Here is a 20,286-nt window from a genome sequence, read left to right on the forward strand (position 1 = left end):
GATGTCGACGAAACCCGTATTCGGTCATCCGGCGACGCTGCCCATAGGTGTCGGCAGCGGCCACGTGATGACGGTGCTCGGTCCGCTACCGGTCGAGCAAATGGGCATCACGCTGATGCACGAGCATATTCTGGTCGATGCCTCCGGCAAATGGGTCGCGCCCGCCTGTTGCGGCGAGCGGCATATCGGCGAGCAGAAGGTGCATGTCGGCATTTTGGGCGCGCTGCGCATGAATCCGCTCATGAACCGCGACAACTGCCAGCTATTCGATGCCGATGCCGCCACCGAGGAACTGATGAAGTTCCGCGAATTGGGTGGCCAGACGGTGGTCGATCCGACCAACCTCGGCATTGGCCGCGATCCGCTCGCGCTGCAGCGCATTTCGCGGCGCACGGGGCTCAACATCGTCATGTCGACGGGCTTTTATCTGGAGCCTTCGCATCCGGCGTACGTGCGCGAGCGTTCCATCGACGAACTCGCCAAGCAGATGATCTTCGACGTGGGCGGCGCCGAGCGCAAGCCAGATGTGATCGCGGGGCTCATCGGCGAAATCGGCGTGTCGGCGGCGTTCACGGCGGAAGAAGAGAAGTCGCTGCGCGCGGCGGCTCGCGCGAGCGCCGCCACGCGCGTGCCGCTTTCGGTGCATCTGCCGGGATGGGTGCGGCATGGACATCGCGTGCTCGATATCGTCGAGCGCGAGGGCGCCGATCTCGCGCATACGGTGCTTTGTCACATGAACCCGAGCCACGCGGATATCGAGTATCAGCATTCCATCGCGCGGCGCGGTGCGTGGCTCGAATACGACATGATCGGCATGGACTACTACTACGCCGACGAAGCCGCGCAATCGCCGTCCGATGAAGAGAACGCGCGCGCTATCCGCGCGCTCATCGATGCGGGGTTCATCGGCAATCTGCTGCTCTCGCAGGACGTGTTCCTCAAGATGATGCTCACGCGTTACGGCGGCTTCGGCTACGGCTATATCCTCGAACACTTCGTGCCGAGACTCAGACGCCACGGCGTGAGCGACGCGCAGATCGAAACCATGCTCGTGACCAATCCCGCTCGCGTGTTCTCGAAGGCGGCATCTGGCGTGACGAGCCGTCGCGTTCAAGGAGATTGAGAATGACGAAGAAAGTCCTGCTCGCCGGAGAGTCGTGGACCAGCACGGCAACCCATGTGAAGGGTTTCGATCTGTTCGCGTCGGTGACGTATCACACCGGCTCCGAGCAGTTTCTCGCGCTCTTCAAGGACAGCGCCGGGTACGCGGTCACGCACATGCCGAGTCACGACGCGCAGACGCGATTTCCCACGACGCTCGAAGGGCTCAAGGAGTATGACGCGATCATTCTTTCCGACATCGGCGCGAATACGCTCTTGCTGCATCCGGATACGTGGGTGCACAGCAAGCGCACGCCGAACCGCCTGAAGTTGTTGCGCGAGTATGTGGAGGCAGGCGGCGGTCTCATGATGATCGGTGGCTATCTGAGCTTTCAAGGCATCAACGGCAGTGCGCGCTTTCGCAATACGCCCGTCGAGGACGTGCTGCCCGTGAAGTGCCTCGCGTGGGACGACCGCGTGGAAGTGCCCGAGGGGTTCACGCCGAGTATCGTCGCGCGGCATCCGGTGATAGAGGGCCTCGGCATGCAATGGCCGCATCTGCTCGGCTACAACGAAGTCGAGTTGAAGCCAGGTGCGACGCTCATCGCAACCGTGCCGGACACGGGCCATCCGTTGCTCGTGGCGGGGCAGTATGGCGAGGGCCGCACGCTTGCCTGGACAAGCGACATGTCCGTGCACTGGCTGCCGCCCGAGTTCTCCGCGTGGGACGGTTATGGGCGGCTTTGGCGGCAGTGTCTCGACTGGCTGACCGAGGCGCGCGCGGCATGATGTATTTCAGTATCGCCGACCTCGACCTCGACCTCGACCTCGACCTCGACCTCGACCTCGACCTCGACCTCGACCTCGACCTCGCGCGCGCGGCATGCGCGGCTTGCCGCGACGCTCGCCCGCGTGAGGCGCTCGGCTCGTATCGAGCAATGTTCGGCTACCGGATGGCACCATCATGAGCAGCGCGCGCGTCTGCGTGATCGGCAACGCGGCGATGGACATGACGCTGCGCGTGGCTTCGTTGCCGAAGCCCGGCGAGACGTCGATTGCGCTTGGCAGCACGCTGGACTTCGGCGGCAAGGGCGCGAATCAGGCGGTGATCGCTGCACGCGCGGGCGCGCAGGTGACGTTGCTTGCGGCTGTCGGACGCGATGCCGACGGCGCGCGCATCGTCGCCATGCTCGGTGAGGAAGGCATGGATACGCGGCACGTTGAACATCTCGATTGCCCGACGGACCTTTCCATTGTCACCGTCGATGCTGCCGGTGAAAACACCATCGTCACGCGCAACGAAGCCGCCAGCGGCTACGCACCGGATGCCGCGTTGCTGGACGCCGTGAGCGCGCCGGGCGACTGGATCGTGCTGCAAGGCAATCTGGCGCGCACGGTGACGGCGACGTGGTTGCGCGCGGCGCGTCGCGGCGGGCGGCATACGCTTCTGAATCCGGGACCGGTGCAATTCGAGGTCAACGCGCTGCTGCCCGATGTCGATGTGCTCGTCGTCAACAGCGTCGAGGCCGAAATGCTGTCGGGCGACGCCGATGCACGCCGCGCGGCGCTCGCACTGCACGCGGCAGGCGCGACCGACGTGCTGGTCACGCTCGGCGCGGGCGGCGTCGTCTGGTGCGGCGCGCACGGCGGCATCGAGCAGATGCCCGCATCTGAAGTCATTGCCGTGGACACGGTCGGCGCAGGCGATGCACTCTGCGGCATGCTCGCGGCTGGGCTCGCGCACGGCCATCGTATGCGCAACATCCTGCCTCGCGCAATGGCCGTTGCCGCCTATGTGGTCGGCCGGCACGGCACGCAGGCGAGTTTTCCGGATCGTGCGCGCATGCTCGAACTCGCGCGCTTCATCTGACCGATACTTCGACAGGATTCTCATGGACACCGGACACGAGGTTGGACGCGGACGCACCGACAGCATCGCGCATATTTTCGGCCGCCCGCGCGGCGTGGTCATAGGCGTGATTCACTGCCCGGCGTTTCCCGGCGCGCCGCGCTACGACGGACGCGCGAGCGAGACGCTATACGAAACCGCTCTTGCCGATGCCCGCGCGTATGCAGCAGGCGGCGTCGATGGTCTCATCGTCGAAAATCATGGCGACGTGCCGTTCGCAAAACCAGATGACATCGGACCGGAAACATCGGCGTTCATGGCCGTGGGCGCGGACCGGATTGCGCGCGAGACGGGCCTGCCTATCGGCATCAACGTGCTTGCCAACGCTTCGGTGCCGGCGCTCGCCATCGCGGCCGCGAGCAATGCCGCGTTCGTGCGCGTCAATCAGTGGGCGAATGCTTATGTGGCCAATGAAGGCATCATCGAAGGCGAGGCGGCGCGGGCCTTGCGATATCGTGCGCGGTTGCGCGCGGAAGGCATCCGCGTGTTTGCGGACGCGCACGTGAAGCACGGCGCGCATGCAATCGTCGCGGATCGTGCGCTCGAGGAACTCGTGCGCGATGTCGAATTCTTCGATGCCGATGCGATCATCGCCACCGGCCAGCGCACGGGCGATGTCGCGAGCCTCGATTATCTTCGGCAGATTCGCGCCGCGACCAGGCTTCCGCTTTTGGTGGGCAGCGGCTGCACGGAACACAACGTCGCGGAGATTTTGTCGGTCGTGGATGCGGTGATCGTCGCGAGTTCGCTGAAGGTGGGCGGCGTGTGGTGGAATCCCGTCGATGAAGACAAGGTGCGGCGGTTCGTGCACGCGGCGCGAGGAGGTTAGGACGAGCGGTAGACTTCTCCTCGTGTGCAACCGTCTTCCGGGAGAGTGAATTTGAACCAAGACAAAGAGGTCGAGCCGCTCTCGAGGCGCTTCGGGTTTCTCATCGAACTGGACAAGCTGAAATCGGTTATGCGGCAGTCGCCGCTCATCGACCGCAGCCGCAGGGAGAATTCGGCGGAGCACTCGTGGCATCTGGCCATGTTCGCGCTGGTGCTTTCGGATTGCGCGAAGGAGGTCGACAGTTTTCATGTCATCAAACTGCTGCTCGTGCATGACATCGTCGAGATCGATGCCGGCGATCATCCGCTGCACGCGCCAGGCGCGGATTCCGCGTCGATCGAGCAATCGGAGCAACGGGCCGCGGAGCGAATCTTCGGGTTATTGCCCGACGATCAAGGGCGCGAACTGCGCAAACTATGGATGGAATTCGAGGCGGCTGAGACACCGGAGGCGATCTTCGCCAAATCGCTCGATCGGCTGCAGCCGTTGCTGATCAATACCTTGACTGGCGGAGGCACGTGGACGGAGAACGGCGTGAACGAGCAACAGGTCGTGGAGCGGTACGGGCCTGTGATTGCACGCGGATCGCCGCAGTTGTGGGAAGCGGCGCGTGAGCTTGTCGGCGCGCACTTTTCCGGTGACGTCGCTCGCGGGAAAGACGACTGATGCCGTGGCGAATGGCGTTGAATGACGGCGAGATGCATCCGCAGTGTCGTAGTTGGCGATGATTGCAATCTTGGTTGAGGCGACGCGTTTTGCTCCGGTCGCTCATCGCCATGTTCAACGGTGTGCCCGATACATGTCCCTGACGAGCCGAAGTTAACCGTGCCATCGGCGAGCGGATTTAACAAGCCCGCTCGGCGATTCGCATCCAGGAAAACCATCAATCGTTCAAGCCGCGTTCGTCGCCCGTCGATCCGCATCGCTCGTCTTGCGTGTTTCATGGCCGTGCCGCAACCGCACACTGCACATTGCCGCGACAATCAGCGCGACAGCAAGACACACCAGCCCGTTCATCGCCTTGCCGGTCGATTGCTCGATGATCCCCATGACCGTGGGCCCGACGAAGCCGCCGAGCAACCCGCACGTGTTGACGAGCCCGAGTCCGCCCGCAAGCGCGCTGCCTGAAAGCCGCGAAGACGGGAACGTGAAGATGATCGACTGAACCACGAAGAACATCGAAGCGGACACGCACACGCCGAGAAAGCCGATGACGGGCGTCGAATAGGCGGCGACCAGCATGCCCGCGGCCATGATCAGCAGGCCGCCCACGAGCATGCGGCGGCTGCGCGATGAATTGCTCGCGAAGCGCGGCAAAAGGGCGGCGCCGAGTGCGGCGGCGACCCACGGGGTGGACGTCAGCACGCCGACGACGAATGGCGAGAAGTGCCCCGAAGATCCGATAATGCCCGGCAAAAAGAAGATGACCGTATAGATGGTCAACTGATGGCAAAAGTAGACGAAGATCGAGAGCCAAATCTGTCTGTCCGCCAGCGCCGCGCGAAACGTATGACCGCCGTGACCCGTACCGATGGCTTCCTGTTCGGCGGCAAGACGACGCTCCAGCGCCAGCGCTTCCTCGCGCGGTAACCACGAAGCGCGCGTCGGCCGGTCGGGCAATATCTTCCACACGACGATCGCGAGCAGCACGGCAGGCGCGCCTTCGACCATGAACAGCCATTGCCAGCCGTGAAAACCGAGCACGCCATCCATTTCCAGCAGCGCACCGCCAAGCGGGCCGCCGACGATGTTGGCCACGCACACGCCGAGCAGGAAGTAGCCGGTGGCGCGCGCGCGATCCTCGCGTCCGAACCAGTAAGTCAGATACAGCATCACGCCGGGAAACAGTCCCGCTTCGGCCACGCCGAGCAGAAGACGCATCACATAGAACGAGGTCTCGCCGCGCACGAAGGCCATCGCCACCGAGAGCACGCCCCATGTCACCATGATGCGCGTGATCCAGAAGCGCGCGCCGACACGATGCATCACGAGATTGCTCGGGATCTCGAAAGCGGCATACGTGAGAAAGAACAGCCCCGCGCCTAGCCCATAGGCGGCGGATGACAGGCCAAGATCGATGCTCATCGTATGCTTGGCAAGCGCGATGTTGGTGCGATCCAGAAAGCTGATCACATACGAAATCACGAGCAGCGGCATGAGCTTGCGAAACAGCAGCGCGTTCAGCGACGCATGGGGTGACGCATGTGTTGAGTTACGCGAAGAACTGGGCGTGGACATGATGACTCCCGGCGTCAGGACGGATTGGAAGAGCAGGGCGCGCATGGACGACGAGGTGAAGCGTCGCGGCGAGATAGGTAGGCTTTCATGACTTGTCTCCGTGTATCTTTTCGTTGTCATGGCGCGGACGTCGCTTGGCGCGCGTCCGCTTGCTTCGGTGCGGTCTTCAGAAGTTCACGTTGTCGTGGCCCTTGAGCGCGAGCATCTGACGCGCTTCGGCGGGCGTCGCGATGTCGAGCGACAAGCCTTCGATCACCTGGCGAATCTGGCGCACTTGCTGCGCGCTCGATTCGGCAAGCTGGCCAGGACCGATCCACAGCGAATCCTCAAGGCCAACGCGCACGTTCGCTCCTTGCGCCGCGCCGATGGACGCGAGCGGAATCTGATTGCGCCCCGCGCCGAGAATGGACCACACATAGTCCGAACCGAAAAGGCGATCGGCGGTTCGCTTCATATGCGCCAGATCTTCCGGGTGCGCGCCTATGCCGCCCAGCAGTCCGAACACGGTCTGCACGAAGAACGGCCCTTTCACAAGCCCGCGATCGACGAAATGCGCGAGGTTGTAGAGATGCGAGGTGTCATAGCACTCGAACTCGAAGCGCGTGCCGTTCGCCGTGCACGAGCTCAGGATGTACTCGATATCCGCGAAGGTGTTCTTGAATACGAGATCGCGACTCTTCTCCAGATGCTGACGTTCCCAGTCGTGCTTCAGGTCCTTGAAACGGTCGAGCATCGGATACAGCCCGAAGTTCATCGATCCCATGTTCAGCGATGCCACTTCCGGCTGAAAATGATGCGCGGGCTTGAGGCGCTCGGCGACCGTCATATGCGGGCTGCCGCCTGTCGTGAGATTGATGACCGCGTTCGTTTCCGCCTTGATGCGCGGTAAAAAGCGTTCGAAAACCGCGGGGTCTTGCGTCGGCCGGCCGTCCTCGGGATCGCGCGCGTGCAAATGAAGAATCGATGCGCCTTCGCGTGCGGCGGCGAGCGCGGCATCGGCGATCTGATCCGGCGTGACCGGCAGATACGGCGACATGGAAGGCGTGTGGATGGCGCCCGTCGGCGCACAGGTGATGATGACTTTGCGTTTGCTTGCCATGGTGTTCGATCTCCTCTCGTACTTGTTTGAAGCGATATTCAGAGCGTTTCGACGTTGCCGCAGACGGACAGCGCCTGACCGGAAATCGCGCTGCCTGCTGGCGAGCTCAGAAACAGCACGCTGGCGGCGATCTCCTCTTGCGTCACCATGCGGCGCAGCGAAATTTTCTCCAGATAACGCGCTTCCATTTCCTGATAGCTGATGTTCAGTTGCTTCGCGCGCGCGGCGATCACGCCTTCCATGCGCGGCCCCTTGACGATGCCCGGCTGCACCGCATTCACGCGAATGTTGTCCGCGCCGAGTTCAATGGCGAGACTCTTCGCGAGGCCCACGATCGCCCATTTGGTCGCGGAATAGGGCGTGCGGAATCCATAGCCGAGACGTCCTGCGACCGACGACATGAAAACGATCACGCCGCCGCCATTTGCTTCGCGCAGCATCGGCACGGCCTGGCTCGAAAAGTAGTAATGGCTATTCAGATTGATGTCGATGGTGCGTTCCCAGTCGTCCGACTCGATCTCGTCGATGCCGCCCGTCGGTCCCGCGATGCCCGCATTGTTAATCAGCACATCGAGGCCGCCGAGTTCGCGCTTCGCGTCGTCGAACACGCGCGCGACGTCGGCTTTATTCGATACGTCGGCGCGAGTACCGGTGATCGACGGCGATACGGTCGCATGAGTCGATAGGGCATCGATGGCTCTGGCGTCGACATCGCATACATGCACGCGCGCGCCCGTGGACACGAACGCCTGCGCGATCGTCAAACCGATGCCCGACGCGCCGCCGGTAATCAGCACGCGCAATCCGGCGGGCGGGGCGAGCAGTTTGAGGTAATCCATGTGGTTGGCTCCTGTGGGACGATTGTTATTTGGTCAGCTTTTCGAAGCGTGGGCGATGGTGATAGGCGTTGCTGTTCTTGCTCGCACGGCCCATTTCGCGCTTTTTGCATCTTGCGCATGTTGATGCGTTGATCCGCGCCACGGGCATCGGCTAGAGAGTCGAAGTTATTCCGTGATCTGTGATCACAGTGTGTGTTTGTTGATGATCTGTGTCAATCCGCTTCGCCTAGGGGATAACCCTTCTGCGAAGTAATCACCTAAGCGAATTTATGAAATAGGCGTTTAATAAAGCAGCGAGCTCCGCTATTCTCACGTCATCGACAGTTGCGGCGCGCGCGAGACGAGCGGGTTGAATCGCTCGTTTCGAGGACGCGCCCTGCTGAAGAACCGCTTTTGCTTACAACAATCAACCCCGAACCGCAGTCATGACGCAGGGATCGCCGTCTCCCGCAGCACCCGTCCCGCATCCGCCGTTGCAGGGCGGCCAGCTCGTGATTGCCACCATCGTGGTGGCGCTTGCGACCTTCATGACCGTCCTCGATACGTCGATTGCGAACGTCGCCGTGCCGAATCTCTCGGGAAACCTCGGCGTATCGGTCGATGAGGGAACGTGGGTCATCACGATCTTCGCGGCCGCGAATGCCGTATCCATTCCATTGACGGGCTGGCTTACGCAGCAGATCGGCCAGATCCGCCTGTTCGTCGGCGCGATTCTGATGTTCGTGTTCGCTTCATGGCTTTGCGGCATCGCGCCTGACCTGCCTTTCCTGCTGGGCGCGCGGATCTTGCAGGGCCTCGTGGCCGGGCCGCTCATTCCCTTGTCCCAGGCCGTGCTGCTGAGTTCTTATCCGAAGGCGCGCGCCAACATGGCGCTGGCGCTCTGGGCGATGACCGCCACGGTCGGTCCGATCGCAGGACCGGTGCTAGGCGGCTGGATCACCGACAACTACAGCTGGTCGTGGATCTTCTACGTGAACATTCCGGTCGGCTTCATTGCGGCGGGCGCCACGTGGATCATCTATCGCAAGCGCGAGACGCCGACGAAGAAACTGCCCATCGATACGGTCGGCCTTGCGTTGCTCGTGGTGTGGGTGGGCTCGCTTCAGGTGATGCTCGACAAGGGCAGGGACCTCGACTGGTTCGCTTCGCCCTTCATCGTTGCGCTGGGGCTGATCGCCCTCGTCAGCTTCGCGTTCTTTCTCGTGTGGGAGTTGACGGAGGCGCATCCGGTCGTCGACTTGAGGCTCTTCGCATTGCGCAATTTCAGCAGCGGCACCATAGCCATTTCCGTTTCCTACGCGCTCTACTTCGGCAACCTCGTTCTGCTGCCGCAATGGATGCAGGAGTATCTCGGCTATCGCGCTTATGACGCCGGCCTCGTCACCGCGCCGGTGGGCATTTTCACGGTATTGCTTTCGCCTTTTATCGGGCGACTTTTACAGTTATTCGATGCCCGCGTTCTCGTGACGGTCGCGTTCATGGGACTGTCCGGTGTGTTCTTCATGCGCACGCAGTATCTGAGTACGGTCGATGCGTGGCATCTCGTCATACCGACCTTGCTGCAAGGTATTCCGACCGTGCTCTGGTTCGTGCCCCTCGTGTCGATCATTCTTTCCGGCTTGCCGCCCGAACGGATTCCCGCAGCGGCGGGGTTGTCGAATTTCGCGCGCATTTTCTGCGGGGCGGTGGGCACGTCGATCGCGGGCACCGTATGGAATCATCGGACGGTCGTGCATCACGTGCGACTGACCGAACAGGCGAGCGTCCATAATCCGGTTTTCAATCAGACCATCGCGGCATTGCAGTCGCAGCTTCATATCGATGTGGGTGCGGCTTACGCATCGTTCGAGTTGATGGTGGCGAATCAGGCTGCCGTCATGGGGCTCGACGATTTCTTCTATGCGTCCACGTTCATTTTCATTTTGATCATTCCGCTTGTCTGGATTACGCGGCCGGTGAAGGGTGGGGATTCGGCGGAGGCGGCTGGGGCGCATTGAGGCCAGGGAACAGGCATGCCTGCGGCGCGCGGTCGGGGTTCTAGTACGTCACGAACGCTTCCTGCAACGCGTGCGTGGTTCTCGTTCCCGTGAGCGCCACCATCATCAGGATTCGCGCCTTATGCGGGACCTGATCGTCCGCCGCGATCCATCCATAGCGATCGTCCGGCTGTGCGGCGTTGCGGATGACGATGCCGCTGCCCGTGCGCGACGCACGCACGATATGAATGTGTCTCGCGCGCGCTTTCACGAGCGAATCGATCAACTCGTGCGCCACGTTGCCGTTGCCCGTCCCGGCGTACACGATCGCATCCACGTCGGAGCACGCCATGTGTTCGACCACCGTTCGGTTGATGCCGCCATGCGCGTAGACGATAGCGACCTCGGGCAAGGTCTGGATGGTGTCGATGCTCCATTCGCTTTCCACCGTATGCCGCCGCGCCACCAGCCGATAAAAACGCGCGCGTCCCTCGACCACGTAGCCTAGCGGACCGAAGGTCGAACGAAACGCTTCCTGCTTGAAGGTGCTGGTCTTGACGACGTCGCGCGCCGAGTGAATCTCGTCGTTCGAAACGACGAGCGTACCCTTGCCGCGCGATGCCGCGCTCGACGCCACCACGATCGCGTTGTACAGGTTGAGCGGTCCGTCGGCACTGAGCGCAGACGCCGGGCGCATTGCGCCGACCACGACGACGGGCTTCGCGCTCGGCACCACCAGGTGCAGAAAGTATGCCGTCTCGTCGATGGTATCGGTGCCGTGCGTCACCACGACGCCGTCGATGTCGTCCCGCTTGAGAAGCGCGCGAACATGCCGCGCGAGCCCGAGCAGCTCCTCATTGCCGAAGTTTTCAGAGCCGGTCTGGAAAAGCTGGGCCGTTTGGATATCGGCGAGATCGCGCGCGCCGGGCAACGCGTCGAGCAAATCATCCACCGTTTCGACAGAGCAGTCGTAGGTCGCGGTATGCGCGGCCGACGCACCGCGCCCCGCGATGGTGCCGCCCGTGCCGACAATGACGACGCGCGCATTCATGATGCAGCACGCGGCGAGAAGGGGGTGTCGTCGAGCGAAGGTTGGCGCCCGGCCATCCGTTGCGCGAGCACGTGCGCCGACCCCATGGCGAGCGTGAAGCCAAGCGCGCCATGACCGACGTTGAGCCAGAGATTCCGGTATTTGGACCCTCCGATGATCGGCGTCCCGCGCGGCGTGGCCGGCCGCAAGCCCGCCCACGCGGATGCCGCGTCATAATCGCCCGCGTGCGGAAAGACGGCCTGCGCTTCGCGCCGCAGCGTCGCGAGCCGGGTCACATCGATCGCACTCGAATGCCCCACGATGTCCGCCATGCCCGCCACGCGCAGACGGTCGCCCAATCGGGCGTACACCACCTTGCGGTCGAAGTCCGTCACGCTCGTCGCGGGCGCAGCCTTTCCCGCGACTGCATCGAGCGTCAGACTGTAGCCCTTGAGCGGATAGACCGGCACCCGCACGCCAATTGTGCGCAGTAAGGCCGCGCTGTCGCAACCCGACGCCACGACGACATGTTCCGCGTCCAACCTGCGGCTTCCGGCAATTGCCCGGACCTCGCCTTTGTTCGACACGGACAGCGAACGCACGGCCGTACCCAGCTCGAACGCCACGCCTCGTTCGCGCAACAAGCTTTCGAGTCCCACGCAGAAGCGGTGACAGTCGCCTGCCTCTTCGCCCGGCGTATGGATGCCGCCGACGAATCGATCTGCCACCTGGGCCAGCGCGGGTTCGAGCGCGACGCAATCGCTCACGCCGAGCGCTTGCTGCTCGCTGCCGAGCGTACGCTGGTACGACAGCAAGGACGCGGCCCGCGACATCGCCATTGCGCTTCGATGCATGACGAGCTTGCCAGCGCGGACGTAGTCGAAGGCAAGCGTGGGATGGGCGGCGGTAAATTCGTGCATCAGCGAGCGGCTCAGAAAGGACAGCGCAAGGAGTTGCGCCGTGGTCGATTCGCTCATCGCCTGAGTACAGGCCCTTGCGAATTGCCAGCACCAGCGCCACTGATTCACGTCGATGGCGGGCGAGACGCGCACCGGGGCGTCGCGACGCATAAGCCAACCGGGAAGCTTCGCAAGCACGCCAGGACCGGCGAGCGGCGCCACGTAGCTGTAAGAAAGCTGCGCGCCGTTGGCGCGGCTCGCTTCCGCCGCGACCTCCGTGCGCCGGTCGATCACGCTCACTTCGTGGCCGTCCTCGCGCAAGCGGTATGCGGTCGTGAGACCGATCACGCCCGCACCGATCACCAGAATGTTCATGGCTTGCGTCGTCCTTGTGAATGTGCGGCCATTACATCTTGACGACGTCGAGCAACGTTTGATTTCCGCCCACGTAGTGATAGAGCGAGATCATTCCCTGCCTGAGGTCGCCGTGCGCATCGAATTGCGTCTCGCCGAGTACGCCCTTGAAGTCGGTGTTGGGCATCGCCGCGAGAATCTTGTCCGGCGAGGTGGAATTCGCGCGTTTCATCGCGTCGACGATGATGTACACCGCGTCATACGCGAACGGGGCGTTGAGCTGCACCTTCTGCCCGAAGCGCGCTTCGTAGCGTTGCTCGAACGCGGGGCCATCGGGCATTTTAGCGAGCGGCATGCCGGCGATGGAACACACGACGTTGTCCGCCGCCTCGCCCGCCAGTTGCGACAGCGACGCTGCGCACAGGCCGTCGCCGGCCAGTACCTTCGAGGAGATTGCGAGCTGGCGGGCCTGCTTCGCGAACGGGCCGCCTGTCGCATCCATGCCGCCGTACATGATCACGTCGGGATGCTCGCTCTTCACCTTGGTCAGGATCGCGCGGAAGTCCACGGCCTTGTCGGTGGTTGCGTCGTGCGACAGGACGTTCATCCCGTTCGCCTTGGCGCGCTTTTCGAATTCGTTCGCGAGACCCTGACCGTAAGCGGTGGCGTCGTCGACGATGGCGACCGACTTCGCCTTCAGCACTCGGGCTGCATAGTCGGCAAGCGCCGGACCCTGCTGCGCGTCGGTGGCGACCACGCGATACGTCGTGCGAAACCCCTGCTGCGTATAGACCGGATTGGTGGCCGAGGGCGAAATCTGCAGCACGTTGGCATCGCTATAAATTTTCGAGGCCGGAATGGAGGTGCCGGAATTCATGTGCCCGACCACGGCCGCCACCTTGTCGTCCACGAGCTTTTGCGCGACCTGTGTGCCTTGGCGCGGATCGGAGGCGTCGTCCTGCGCATCCAGCGCAAGCGTGATCTTCTGTCCGCCGATCACGAGGCCCTTCTTGTTGATCTCCTCGACGGCAAGCCGTGCGCCGTTCTCGGTGTCCTTGCCGAGGTGCGCATTGGCCCCCGTCAGAGGCGCGACGTGGCCGATCTTTACTACTTCATCGGCGCACGCCTCGACCGGATGCAGGACGACGAACGCACTTCCAAATGCGGCGCAAACCGCCAGATGCAACGCTGCTGACATGACGCACTCCCTGTTTTGAATCGGTTCTTTCCGGCCGTCTTCACCCCGGAACTGACTTCAATGTAACGGCGACGAAATAGGCGGCATTGCACGCGCTCGCGGAAAAATAGAACGAATGCGACAAGTCGCACCGATCGCTTTTCGGCGCTCCTATACTGGCGCCGACGACCTCACGGCATTCAAGGAGTGCATGGATGGCAATGGCGAACGCGAAAAAGTCCGATACCGCGGCCCTCGGGCGCGGACTTGTCGAGCGGCTCGATCGCATGGACGGCGTGGATCGCAAGGTATCTGCGCGACGCGCGGGCGCCGAGCTTAGCGTCGGCCTTCTACTTTGGCCGAGCTTTCCGCTGCTTTCGCTCGCCAGTTTCTGCGACTGTCTGCGGCACGCCGCGGATCTCGGCGACCAGAGCCGCCAGTTACGGTGTACGTGGACCTTGCTTGGGCCGACGGACGACACCGTGGAAGCGAGTTGCGGCGTGAGCGTGCCAGTTCGGGCGTATTCCGGGAAGGCGTCGCGATTCGACTACTTCGTGGTGATCGGCGGCTTGCTGCCCAGGCTCGAACATGTCGACGAGCGCTACTGGGACGCGCTGCGCGACGCCGACGCAGCCGGCGTGCCGCTCATCGGCCTGTGCACCGGCAGCTTCGTGCTGGCGAAAGCGGGCTACATGCACGACCGCGTCGCGTGCGTGCACTCCTTTCACTACGACGATTATCAGTCCATGTTTCCTGGCCTGCGCGTGGTCACGAACGCCGACTACGTGATCGACGGCAACCGCATTACGTGCGCGGGCGGCGTGTCGGCCATCGAACTCGCCACGCGGTTGATTTCCGTGCATTGCGGCGCCGACCGCGCGTCGAAGGTCATTCACCAGATGACGGTGAGTCGCAAGAGCGGCACGTCCTTCGTCGAACGCCGCCGTGCGCTCGGCTACCTTGCCGTCGATAGTCTCTTGCTGCGTCACGCGATCGTGCTGATGGAGGAGAATCTCGAAGCCCCGCTGACGATCGCCGCGATTGCCAGGATGACCGGTTCAAATGCGCGGCAACTGGAGCGCGTGTTCATGTCTGAAATGGGCGTGACGCCGAAGGAGTTCTACCGGACGATGCGCTTGCGATACGCCCGCTGGCTACTCTTGAACTCGGCGAAGCGCGTCACCGCGATCGCCTACGAATGTGGCTTCGCGGATTCGGCGCACTTCATTCGCGGCTTTCGCGAAGCGTACGGTGTGACGCCGGGTAAGCTGCGCGCGTCGCTTAGCCGAACGTGAAGTGCGGAGGTATTTGGACTTCGCTTACTCTGACGTGCGCTTAGTTGCTGGCTGTGTCTGCTATGAATCGTGCAAAGTTCAGTGTGAGTCATCGTGCGAGATGAACATTTCGATCCAGCTGCCTGTCGGCGTTGCCCGGCCGACGTGCGTGACTTCTAATCGACGACGCAGCCTTGGGAAACGATGAGCCCGGACTTCGTGCAGGTGAATGATTCCGATTGAGGTAGCGAGGTAAGTGCTTGAGTCGAGTCTCTGGAACGCGCCTCGATTCTAAAGGGTATTGAGCTGCGGCAGCGCTGCCGTGTCCGCACACTCGAGCCGCAGCATTGTAAAGCGCGCGCTAGTCGGGCAGTTCGATGGTTCCTTCCATATACTGAACCGCGTGACCGGATATCAACACACGCTCCGGTTCGATCTCGCAATGTAGAACGCCGCTTCGTTGGGAAGCCTGTAACGCGACGAGCTTCGGCTTGCCAAGAACGTCGGACCAGAGCGGAGCAAGCGCCGCGTGAATGGACCCCGTCACCGGGTCTTCGGCGCCGCCGTTCGCTGGCCAAAAGTATCGGGAGACGAAGTCGTATTGGTTGCCACGAGCGGTGACCGCGACATCCAGTGGTCCAAGTTGCGCGAGCAGTTCCAGATTTGGCACGACGGCGCGTACCTCGGCTTCGGTGTCGTAGAGGGCGATGTATGACTGCTGGTTTATGAAGACTGCCGTTGGCTTGATCGACAAACCATACGCGAGCTGGTCCGGGATATCTTTAATCCGTTCACTTTGTCGTCGAGGAAAGTTCATTTCGATCAGCCCCCGCTCGCGCCGATGAACAGAGAACGCGCCCGTTGCTTCTGCATGGAAGACGAGGTGATCGTCTTGAGGGAGGTGTCTGAACAGAACGAAAGCGCTCGCCAGCGTCGCGTGTCCGCAGAAGGCGATTTCCTTGATCGGTGAGAACCACCGGATGTCGAAAACGCCATCGTCTCGACGCACGATGAACGCTGTTTCCGACAGGTTGTTTTCGCTGGCGATGGCTTGCATTAGCGAAGCGGGAAGCCACGCGTCGAGCGGAATGACCGCCGCATGGTTTCCCTTGAATACTTCGCTGGTGAAAGCGTCTATCTGATAAAGCTTCAGTTGCATGGGCGGTAGAGTCGAAGAGAGATGAGCTAGTTCGTTCCTATCCTATCGGCTTGAATGATTCGCGAACATGCACAGTTTCCATCTGACACGCTGAAAAGTGACAGCCTCGAAGCCATCGCGTAGCCGCGCCCGACTTGCCGAAACCCGTGCCCTGGATAGTTGTTCCGTCCACGGAAAATCTTCTCTTTTTTCTGCTCAGTGCAGAGGGCGCATGTTTGCGATCACCGCATCAGCGGACGCCATTGAGCATGGGTGAGGGTGCTGCCACTTACGATCGGATGGCTTTCACCGATAGCCATGCAAATGTGGTGCTCCACGTACTGCCCGCCGATGGACTTACTGTGAATTACCCGAGAAGCTAGACCGGGAACATCAAAACCGTGCACAGAATCGCTAACACGACAATCGCGACGGACGACGATCCGGTGGACGACGACGCGCGATTTTGCTTGTTGCTGCTCGTGGTATAGCGCAGACCTGTACCGCGAATGCTGTAGGTCGTGCGGCCGGTCCGCGTGTTGTACGTCACACCGTTACCGCCCAACGACATACTCGGACCGTTCTTGCTCAGATCGATGCGAACGCCGGGGGCGACCTTGGACGACTTTGTCCAACTCCAACTCATCACAAACCTCCGTTATTCGGCTACTAGATTCTGTACAACATGGAAGCTGCCGAAGTAAGCCGAAATCAACTTGCCCGTCTGGTAGGGCTTGCCACCGTTCACGACAATGCGCTGCTCGATCAATCGATACGGGCTCGCGTCGGAGCCGCCATAGCCGTACGCGTTGAGTGCTCCGTCGTCGAGAAACTGCAGGTTGGTATCCGCGGCGCGGTTGATAACGGCCTGCGCCACACGCAGATCGCTGGTCACGCGTCCAATCGTGCCGTTCAGGATCGGGCGAAACCTGAGCTCGTCGGTAATAGGGAAGTCCCAGCCAATACCAATTGTCGTGCTGGCCGTGTCCCACTTGACCGGCAACAGTCGGCGTTCGGCACCATCGGTAGCGACAAAGGTTGGGTCATAACGGCTCAGCGCAATCGTGCCTTCTAGGTATAGCGGAAAAGATTTGCTGATCGTGAATCCGCCACCCAGCTGAGTCTGACCGAAACCGGGATTACCTGTCGCGCCGTTGTTGATGGACAGCGAACTGGTCGTCACGTCAGGAACCGTCGTGTAAGACATGATGGCGAGGACACTGTTGGCCTGCTCCTGCACGTTTGTGTTCAGCCTTGCCCGACCCGATAACGGTGCATTCGGTTGTGCTGTTTGCGCGCTAGCAGGAGTGTAGAAAAGCGGATTCGCAAGGATTGCTAGCGCGATCAAAATGGCCGGGCTCGGCTTCAAGGCATGACATCGCAACATGTCCAGGAGTATCCGCATCGAGCACCTGTCTTCAGGGCGCTGCGCCGCGACCTATGGCGCGCGAAATCGCGTCTAGCAGATCCTTCGCCACGAATGGCTTTGTTAAAAGCTCGATTCCACCCGCTCCTTGTACCGCGCTTCGGGTGAGCGGGTTGTCATGCGAGGTGATGAAGACCGCCGGACGACCCGCTCCAAGCTGTTCGTAGAATTTCGGGCCGGACGCGCCAGGCAACTGCACATCCAGTACGAGACAACTCGCAGCTTCCACGCAGTTCGCGCTGACCAGCGCCTCGGCGCTTTCAAACGACATGGTGTCGAAACCCGCCGCATGAAGCAGACGTTGTAACGCACGCCTCATTCCGGCGTCATCTTCCACGACCACGATCAGTTGTTTGGAGGCGTTCATTTCCCACCAGGAATCGATGGGTCAAGTTTCATGCGAGAGCGCACGGGGCGCCATCGGTACGTGGGGCAACGTGGTTGCCCTCAGGGGCAAGCCCGTGTCAGTGAGAGACTTGTGCACGCACGATTGGCTCGGCAAGCCTCACGAGCTCGGCCAGCGAGTGCGCATTGAGTTTGCGCATGAGATCGGCGCGGCACGACTTGATCGTCCGCTCGCTCAAAGCGAGCTGTGCTGCTATCTGCTTGTTGAGCCTGCCTGCAACGATGCCGCGTAAGACCACCTGTTCCCGTTCGCTCAGATCGACAATGCCAGACGATCGCGGCTCTTCAACGTACGGCGCGGCGCTGCCCACCGCTAGGGCGCTTTCAATAGCGGCAAGCAAGGCATGACCTTCCACGGGTTTGAGCAAGAAATCGCTTGCACCCGCCTTGATGGCCAATACCGTTTTTGGAATGTCGTGATGGGCACTGATGAAAACGATAGGCATCTTGTTTCCCAGCCGCTGCAGCGCGTGCTGCAACTCTAGTCCGCACGGACCGGGAAGTTGCATATCAAGCAAGAGACATCCAGGCATTGAGTCCGTTTCGGCGACGAGAAACTCACCTGCCGTCGGATAGCTCCTGACCATATAACCCGCTTGCGCAAGTAATCGCGACAGCGCGGTGCGAATGGTCTCGTCGTCATCGACGACATGGATGACCGCATCAGCGTAAGTGTTCACGAACTTCCTCCTTGCGTCGAGCGTCGGCCTTCTACTGTAGAACGCAATACGGCTTTATCAAGGCTGTTTCGGCTTCCGACAGTCGCCGTCCCGGCCGCCCTTGGCAACCAGACGGTGAAGAGGCTGCCTCCTCCGTCGCGAGGCTCAATTGTCACGCGGCCGCCGTGAGTGTTCACTATGGTGCGCACGATTGAGAGACCTAGTCCCATGCCATGCGGTTTCGTCGTGTAAAGCGAATCGAAAAGCCGCGAACGCATTTCAACCGGCACGCCGTGTCCTCGATCCGCCACGATCAGTTCAAATCCGCTATCTGCAGATTGCGTGGAGATCGACATGACACGATGGGAGGCATTCGTATCTTCCATGGCATCCATGGCATTGATGCTCAGATTGAGCATCACCTGCTGCAACTGGATACGGTCGCCGATAATCTGCGCTTTGTCCGCGACAAGGTTCGATTCAATCGTCAAGCGTCTTCTTCGAGCTTCCGGGCCAAGTAGTTCCAGCGCCTCGCCAACCGCGACATTCAAATCGAGTTCGCCGAATTCGACCGGTTGCTTTTGCAAAAGGGACCGCAGTCTCTGCACGACCTGATTGGCGCGCAATGCGTCACGCCGCACATCGGCGAGAATTGAGTGCAGTTCGCTGATCTCCGGATCTTCGTGCTCCAACATCATGCCAGCTGCGTCTGCGTTACTAAGGATCGCACCGAGTGGCTGCCCAACTTCATGGGCGATCGAGGCGCTCAGTTCTCCCGCCGAGGCAAATCGTGCCGCGCGCGCCAACTCACCAAGTCTGAGTGCTGCAGCGTCTTCAGCCGCTCGCCGCCCACTGCGTTGCCAAAGCAGCGAGGCAATAGTAATCGCCTGGAGCAACAGGACCGCAACGGTAATTAGGACCGCGCTCCGATTCTCACGCCAGAGCGACGGTGGCACATTGTGCAATTCGCAACCCTCAGGTAGCGCGCTGGTCTCAAGTCCTAATTTTTCGAGGCGTCCGATGTCTGCCGCACACCGTGATGGGCCTGTCGTTGTGGTCGCTCCTTGTACAGGTGTCTTGCCGAGCAGGATGGAGGCAGCGAGTTCTCCGGTAAGACGCCCATCGGTCTCGAAGCTAATCATCGATCCGGCGACCACGCCCTGGCCGAGATAGGTGGGATACCAACCGTAGATTGGTGCGCCGGACGCTTTAGCCATCGGCGCGACGACTTCGAATGGGAAATAGGTGCGGCCTTCGCGATCGCGATACATGGTCGTGTACAGAACAGCATCCGTAAGACTCAGCTTTGCAAGACGTTCTTGAAGCTCCGACACGGTCAATCCACTCCAGACGTCGACACTCCATTTGCGCGATCGGCGTGCAACGGCCACGGCCGCGGCACTTTGAGCGAACCGGAGGTCGAGTTTCGTGGCACCGGAAACCACCACTAGGTGCCGCGCGTGTGGTTGAAGCGATTCGGTTAAATCGAGCGTACCAGCAATATCAAAATGCAGCGGCGCATAGGCAAACTCGGGTGGAATATCACTGCGTTTCTTGTCTTCGACGCTTGAAATCAGAACCGGCGCGCCTGGCCAGATGTCATTGTGATACCGCTTGGCAAAATCGAGTGCGAAATCGGTCAGGCCGATCACGATGTCGACCTGCTTGTGCTCATATTTCTTCTTCATCAACGCCAGAAAATCTGGCATTAACGCGGTGCTGTCGAATCGCAGGTCATCCAGCGAGTCGGTATAAAACTCGACGCCATCTGGCGCCTTTCCAGCGAGCGCGCTGCGTATTGCACGAATTTGCAATTGAGCCGCAGGCTGGGTGGGGTCGGCTCCGGGCAAAATGACGACGCGCCATGGATGGCCGGCAATCGCGCAAGTCGAACAACCCATCAAGACGCATACCAACCAACGCGCAACTCGAG

The 20,286-nt window shown here is 61.4% G+C and carries 19 protein-coding genes and 1 pseudogene; 8 read left to right on the forward strand and 12 right to left on the reverse strand.

Annotated features, from left to right (window positions below; translation table 11 throughout):
- Position 1: 1 nt before the first annotated feature.
- The 6 genes from LDZ28_RS32230 to LDZ28_RS32255 all read left to right on the forward strand — a co-directional run bounded on the left by LDZ28_RS32230 (position 2) and on the right by LDZ28_RS32255 (position 4,505).
- Positions 2 to 1,123 carry a phosphotriesterase gene (locus LDZ28_RS32230; RefSeq protein ID WP_244832470.1) on the forward strand — a complete coding sequence of 374 codons (1,122 nt, stop codon included), beginning with the start codon at positions 2 to 4 and terminating at the stop codon, positions 1,121 to 1,123.
- A 2-nt stretch (positions 1,124 to 1,125) separates the two neighbouring features.
- On the forward strand, positions 1,126 to 1,890 hold the full coding sequence (locus LDZ28_RS32235) for a glutamine amidotransferase (protein ID WP_244832416.1): 765 nt from the start codon (positions 1,126 to 1,128) through the stop codon (positions 1,888 to 1,890).
- Complete coding sequence (locus tag LDZ28_RS32240; RefSeq protein ID WP_244832417.1) at positions 1,887 to 2,069, forward strand: hypothetical protein; 183 nt, start codon at positions 1,887 to 1,889, stop codon at positions 2,067 to 2,069. Before LDZ28_RS32235 ends, LDZ28_RS32240 begins: the two co-directional genes overlap by 4 nt.
- Positions 2,066 to 2,971 carry a ribokinase gene (locus LDZ28_RS32245; RefSeq protein WP_244832418.1) on the forward strand — a complete coding sequence of 302 codons (906 nt, stop codon included), beginning with the start codon at positions 2,066 to 2,068 and terminating at the stop codon, positions 2,969 to 2,971. The genes LDZ28_RS32240 and LDZ28_RS32245 overlap by 4 nt, the downstream gene beginning before the upstream one ends.
- 22 nt (positions 2,972 to 2,993) lie before the next feature.
- Positions 2,994 to 3,839 carry a BtpA/SgcQ family protein gene (locus LDZ28_RS32250; RefSeq protein ID WP_244832419.1) on the forward strand — a complete coding sequence of 282 codons (846 nt, stop codon included), beginning with the start codon at positions 2,994 to 2,996 and terminating at the stop codon, positions 3,837 to 3,839.
- A 129-nt stretch (positions 3,840 to 3,968) separates the two neighbouring features.
- On the forward strand, positions 3,969 to 4,505 hold the full coding sequence (locus LDZ28_RS32255; RefSeq protein ID WP_244832471.1) for an HD domain-containing protein: 537 nt from the start codon (positions 3,969 to 3,971) through the stop codon (positions 4,503 to 4,505).
- 225 nt (positions 4,506 to 4,730) lie between these two features.
- On the opposite strand, the gene LDZ28_RS32260 is transcribed toward LDZ28_RS32255, so the two are convergent.
- From LDZ28_RS32260 to LDZ28_RS32270, 3 genes are all read right to left on the reverse strand, one after another.
- A complete protein-coding gene (locus tag LDZ28_RS32260) occupies positions 4,731 to 6,077 on the reverse strand; it encodes an MFS transporter (RefSeq protein ID WP_244832420.1) in 1,347 nt (448 codons plus the stop codon).
- 166 nt (positions 6,078 to 6,243) lie between these two features.
- On the reverse strand, positions 6,244 to 7,176 hold the full coding sequence (locus tag LDZ28_RS32265) for a 3-keto-5-aminohexanoate cleavage protein (protein ID WP_244832421.1): 933 nt from the start codon (positions 7,174 to 7,176) through the stop codon (positions 6,244 to 6,246).
- A 38-nt stretch (positions 7,177 to 7,214) separates the two neighbouring features.
- On the reverse strand, positions 7,215 to 8,015 hold the full coding sequence (locus LDZ28_RS32270) for an SDR family oxidoreductase (protein WP_244832422.1): 801 nt from the start codon (positions 8,013 to 8,015) through the stop codon (positions 7,215 to 7,217).
- Positions 8,016 to 8,440: 425 nt separating this feature from the next.
- Here LDZ28_RS32270 and LDZ28_RS32275 point away from each other — a divergent pair, with 425 nt between their 5' ends.
- Entirely contained in the window at positions 8,441 to 10,012 is a 1,572-nt protein-coding gene (locus tag LDZ28_RS32275) for a DHA2 family efflux MFS transporter permease subunit (RefSeq protein WP_244832423.1), read from the forward strand.
- 40 nt (positions 10,013 to 10,052) lie between these two features.
- Here LDZ28_RS32275 and LDZ28_RS32280 read toward each other — a convergent pair whose 3' ends face one another.
- Genes LDZ28_RS32280 through LDZ28_RS32290 form a run of 3 tightly spaced genes read right to left on the reverse strand, consistent with a single transcriptional unit; the run spans position 10,053 to position 13,472 of the window.
- The gene (locus tag LDZ28_RS32280) at positions 10,053 to 11,042 is read right to left on the reverse strand and encodes an asparaginase (RefSeq protein WP_244832424.1); all 990 of its coding nucleotides are present in this window, start codon (positions 11,040 to 11,042) and stop codon (positions 10,053 to 10,055) included.
- Complete coding sequence (locus LDZ28_RS32285) at positions 11,039 to 12,295, reverse strand: D-amino acid dehydrogenase (RefSeq protein WP_244832425.1); 1,257 nt, start codon at positions 12,293 to 12,295, stop codon at positions 11,039 to 11,041. Before LDZ28_RS32285 ends, LDZ28_RS32280 begins: the two co-directional genes overlap by 4 nt.
- Before the next feature lie 31 nt (positions 12,296 to 12,326).
- A complete protein-coding gene (locus LDZ28_RS32290) occupies positions 12,327 to 13,472 on the reverse strand; it encodes a branched-chain amino acid ABC transporter substrate-binding protein (protein ID WP_244832426.1) in 1,146 nt (381 codons plus the stop codon).
- 194 nt (positions 13,473 to 13,666) lie between these two features.
- Here LDZ28_RS32290 and LDZ28_RS32295 point away from each other — a divergent pair, with 194 nt between their 5' ends.
- Positions 13,667 to 14,746, forward strand: a complete 1,080-nt coding sequence (locus LDZ28_RS32295; protein ID WP_370652317.1) for a GlxA family transcriptional regulator — start codon at positions 13,667 to 13,669, stop codon at positions 14,744 to 14,746.
- 340 nt (positions 14,747 to 15,086) lie between these two features.
- On the opposite strand, the gene LDZ28_RS32300 is transcribed toward LDZ28_RS32295, so the two are convergent.
- From LDZ28_RS32300 to LDZ28_RS32325, 6 genes and pseudogenes are all read right to left on the reverse strand, one after another.
- A complete protein-coding gene (locus LDZ28_RS32300) occupies positions 15,087 to 15,884 on the reverse strand; it encodes a PhzF family phenazine biosynthesis protein (RefSeq protein WP_244832427.1) in 798 nt (265 codons plus the stop codon).
- Between the two features lie 358 nt (positions 15,885 to 16,242).
- The gene (locus LDZ28_RS32305) at positions 16,243 to 16,509 is read right to left on the reverse strand and encodes a DUF4236 domain-containing protein (protein ID WP_244832428.1); all 267 of its coding nucleotides are present in this window, start codon (positions 16,507 to 16,509) and stop codon (positions 16,243 to 16,245) included.
- Positions 16,510 to 16,650: 141 nt separating this feature from the next.
- A pseudogene (locus tag LDZ28_RS32310) lies at positions 16,651 to 17,247 on the reverse strand (hypothetical protein); the annotation flags it as partial.
- A gap of 34 nt (positions 17,248 to 17,281) precedes the next feature.
- Entirely contained in the window at positions 17,282 to 17,656 is a 375-nt protein-coding gene (locus LDZ28_RS32315) for a response regulator transcription factor (protein WP_244832429.1), read from the reverse strand.
- Positions 17,657 to 17,753: 97 nt separating this feature from the next.
- Positions 17,754 to 18,374: a response regulator transcription factor gene (locus LDZ28_RS32320; RefSeq protein WP_244832430.1), complete on the reverse strand. Its 621-nt coding sequence runs from the start codon at positions 18,372 to 18,374 to the stop codon at positions 17,754 to 17,756.
- Complete coding sequence (locus tag LDZ28_RS32325) at positions 18,371 to 20,254, reverse strand: HAMP domain-containing sensor histidine kinase (RefSeq protein ID WP_244832431.1); 1,884 nt, start codon at positions 20,252 to 20,254, stop codon at positions 18,371 to 18,373. The genes LDZ28_RS32320 and LDZ28_RS32325 overlap by 4 nt, the downstream gene beginning before the upstream one ends.
- Positions 20,255 to 20,286: the final 32 nt, after the last annotated feature.

The organism is Caballeronia sp. TF1N1 (genome assembly GCF_022878925.1).
Classification (GTDB): domain Bacteria; phylum Pseudomonadota; class Gammaproteobacteria; order Burkholderiales; family Burkholderiaceae; genus Caballeronia.

Excerpts from the sequence above, each read along its gene's own strand:
- LDZ28_RS32250 (WP_244832419.1), top strand. The coding sequence starts at position 2,994 with ATGGACACCGGACACGAGGTTGGACGCGGACGCACCGACAGCATCGCG.
- LDZ28_RS32300 (WP_244832427.1), bottom strand. The coding sequence starts at position 15,884 with ATGCAACTGAAGCTTTATCAGATAGACGCTTTCACCAGCGAAGTATTC.
- LDZ28_RS32260 (WP_244832420.1), bottom strand. The coding sequence starts at position 6,077 with ATGTCCACGCCCAGTTCTTCGCGTAACTCAACACATGCGTCACCCCAT.
- LDZ28_RS32325 (WP_244832431.1), bottom strand. The coding sequence starts at position 20,254 with ATGGGTTGTTCGACTTGCGCGATTGCCGGCCATCCATGGCGCGTCGTC.
- LDZ28_RS32295 (WP_370652317.1), top strand. The coding sequence starts at position 13,667 with ATGGCAATGGCGAACGCGAAAAAGTCCGATACCGCGGCCCTCGGGCGC.
- LDZ28_RS32240 (WP_244832417.1), top strand. The coding sequence starts at position 1,887 with ATGATGTATTTCAGTATCGCCGACCTCGACCTCGACCTCGACCTCGAC.
- LDZ28_RS32305 (WP_244832428.1), bottom strand. The coding sequence starts at position 16,509 with ATGAGTTGGAGTTGGACAAAGTCGTCCAAGGTCGCCCCCGGCGTTCGC.
- LDZ28_RS32255 (WP_244832471.1), top strand. The coding sequence starts at position 3,969 with ATGCGGCAGTCGCCGCTCATCGACCGCAGCCGCAGGGAGAATTCGGCG.
- LDZ28_RS32245 (WP_244832418.1), top strand. The coding sequence starts at position 2,066 with ATGAGCAGCGCGCGCGTCTGCGTGATCGGCAACGCGGCGATGGACATG.
- LDZ28_RS32275 (WP_244832423.1), top strand. The coding sequence starts at position 8,441 with ATGACGCAGGGATCGCCGTCTCCCGCAGCACCCGTCCCGCATCCGCCG.
- LDZ28_RS32235 (WP_244832416.1), top strand. The coding sequence starts at position 1,126 with ATGACGAAGAAAGTCCTGCTCGCCGGAGAGTCGTGGACCAGCACGGCA.
- LDZ28_RS32285 (WP_244832425.1), bottom strand. The coding sequence starts at position 12,295 with ATGAACATTCTGGTGATCGGTGCGGGCGTGATCGGTCTCACGACCGCA.
- LDZ28_RS32230 (WP_244832470.1), top strand. The coding sequence starts at position 2 with ATGTCGACGAAACCCGTATTCGGTCATCCGGCGACGCTGCCCATAGGT.
- LDZ28_RS32265 (WP_244832421.1), bottom strand. The coding sequence starts at position 7,176 with ATGGCAAGCAAACGCAAAGTCATCATCACCTGTGCGCCGACGGGCGCC.
- LDZ28_RS32270 (WP_244832422.1), bottom strand. The coding sequence starts at position 8,015 with ATGGATTACCTCAAACTGCTCGCCCCGCCCGCCGGATTGCGCGTGCTG.
- LDZ28_RS32290 (WP_244832426.1), bottom strand. The coding sequence starts at position 13,472 with ATGTCAGCAGCGTTGCATCTGGCGGTTTGCGCCGCATTTGGAAGTGCG.
- LDZ28_RS32280 (WP_244832424.1), bottom strand. The coding sequence starts at position 11,042 with ATGAATGCGCGCGTCGTCATTGTCGGCACGGGCGGCACCATCGCGGGG.
- LDZ28_RS32315 (WP_244832429.1), bottom strand. The coding sequence starts at position 17,656 with ATGAACGCCTCCAAACAACTGATCGTGGTCGTGGAAGATGACGCCGGA.